3 protein-coding genes are annotated in these 1,776 nt (G+C 67.8%); 2 read left to right on the top strand and 1 reads right to left on the bottom strand.

Annotation, left to right across the window (positions count from 1 at the left end; translation table 11 throughout):
* Positions 1-300, top strand: a 300-nt coding sequence (locus tag A6M56_RS02110) for an HD-GYP domain-containing protein (protein ID WP_286757684.1), incomplete at its 5' end; no start/stop codon positions are given.
* Positions 301-403: 103 nt separating this feature from the next.
* Positions 404-607: a (2Fe-2S)-binding protein gene (locus A6M56_RS02105; RefSeq protein WP_286757683.1), complete on the top strand. Its 204-nt coding sequence runs from the start codon at positions 404-406 to the stop codon at positions 605-607.
* Between the two features lie 63 nt (positions 608-670).
* Here the strand turns inward: A6M56_RS02105 and A6M56_RS02100 are convergent.
* Positions 671-1,776: DUF1513 domain-containing protein (locus A6M56_RS02100; protein WP_286757682.1), on the bottom strand; the 1,106-nt coding region annotated here is incomplete at its 5' end.

Below are 1,776 nucleotides of genomic sequence, written 5' to 3'. Positions count from 1 at the left end.
GGCTTCGAAGAAATCGCGCGCTGGGCCGCCTACCATCATGAGGAACCCGACGGCACCGGCTACCCCTTCCACCTCAGCGCCGACGCCATGCCACTCGAAGCACGCATCCTGCGCGTCGCGGACATCTTCCAGGCCATGGCCCAGGACCGACCGTACCGCCGGGGCCTGCCCGCCGCCGAGATTGTGAGCTTCCTCGACAAGCTGGTCGCCGACGGTCGGCTGGATGGTGACATCGTCGCCGTCGCCCGGCAGTGGATCGTTCCGGCCATGGCGGCCGCTCGCCCCGGGCAGACCCACTGAACCCGGCCTGAAGCCGATACGCCCATGCCCATGCTCTTGACAGCCGGCCTGATGCGCATAAAATAGGAACCATTCTCATTATCGAAATCAGCGGAGAGGGTTCATGTACATCTGCGTCTGCCAGGCCGTCACCGAGCGGCAAATTCGCGAAGCTGCCCAGAGCGGCGCCCGCACGCTGAAGGATTTGCGCCGCGAACTGGGGGTGACCCGCGACTGTGGCCGATGCGCCTCCTGCGCTCACGAATGCCTGCGGGAAGCCCATGGCGAAGCCGCCAAGCCGGGCAAGGCGACGCGTCGGGCCGCCTGAAGCCTTGCTGAGGGTTTCCCGGTAGCTGCGCCGACGGGAGCCGTCCAGGGCTCCCGTTTTTTGTCAGGTCTCGTCGACCAGTACCCAGTGGTTGTCCAGTGCCATCGGCTTTGGCCAGGCCAGGAAAACCGGCTTGGCGACCGGATGCCAGCGCACCAGTCCAAGGGCCGTCGCGACCAGCACGCCACCGCCCGGCCGGGGGCCTGACCATTCGGTCATGGCATAGGCTTCCTCCAGGGCCACCACAGGCGTCAGTTTTTCCGGCGCGCCCGGGTGCCAGAGCTGGGCGAGGCCCGCCTGGTTGCTGGAAACGACGAAGCCGCCGTTGTAGGCCGCCGCCAGATCGCCACCATAGCCAAAGCCATCGTTGTCCCGCGTCGGGACGATCAACCTGTCGCCCTCCAGAACGGCCAGCAGCGGCGCCCGACTGCGCTGGGCCGCGTCGCCGTGTTCGGCCTGCATGGCGACCCCCAGCCGCCGCGCGCCGTCCGGTGCGGTACTCCACGCCAGATGACGCAGGCTGAGACGCCTGTCGTCCAGTTTCCACTGCCGCAGCAGCTTGCCGGTCCGCCCGTCCAGACGGACAAGGGAAGAATCCATGCGCTGCAGGTCGTACTTCCGGTCAGCGCGGTTACGCGGGATGCCTCCGTTGGCGATCAGCAGGTCGCCATTCGCGTCGAGCAGCAACTGATGCGGTTCGAGGCCACCACTCTCCCATTCGTCCACCTTTTTCAGCGTCGTCCGGTCGCGCACGCCGATTCGGCCCCCTCCCGACGCAAAGTCGGTTTCCGTCGTGAATACGAAGTCGCCGGTCGCGTCGTGGATGGCATGGCCGTTGAGCAATACGTCGGCCGAGGCATCGATATCCAGTCGGCGGGCGACCTTGCCTTCCGGATCGATGCGCAGCAGCCAGGTGCCCGGCCGCACGCCGACCACCAGCAGACTACCGTCCGGCTCGGGCAGCACGCCATGCGGACGGGTCGGCAGGGGAAGGGCGTGAAGGATCTCCAGCTTCTTGCCGGCCCAGTCAGCCCGCAGAATGCCGGCATGGTACGTGTCGGTCGGATGGGGACCGCGCCAGGCAGCGGCGATGCGCGCGCTGCGCGGCTCGTCATCGCCCGCGGCCAGGACGCCCCCCCCTTGCGCCAGCCAGCTGCAGGCCACGGCCA

The sequence above is a fragment of the Ralstonia sp. RL genome (genome assembly GCF_001683835.1).
In the GTDB taxonomy this organism is placed as follows: domain Bacteria; phylum Pseudomonadota; class Gammaproteobacteria; order Burkholderiales; family Burkholderiaceae; genus Ralstonia; species Ralstonia mannitolilytica.
Note: the sequence above shows the minus strand (reverse complement) of the source record. Positions and strands in the feature narration are given on the sequence as shown.

Excerpts from the sequence above, each read along its gene's own strand:
- A6M56_RS02105 (WP_286757683.1), top strand. The coding sequence starts at position 404 with ATGTACATCTGCGTCTGCCAGGCCGTCACCGAGCGGCAAATTCGCGAA.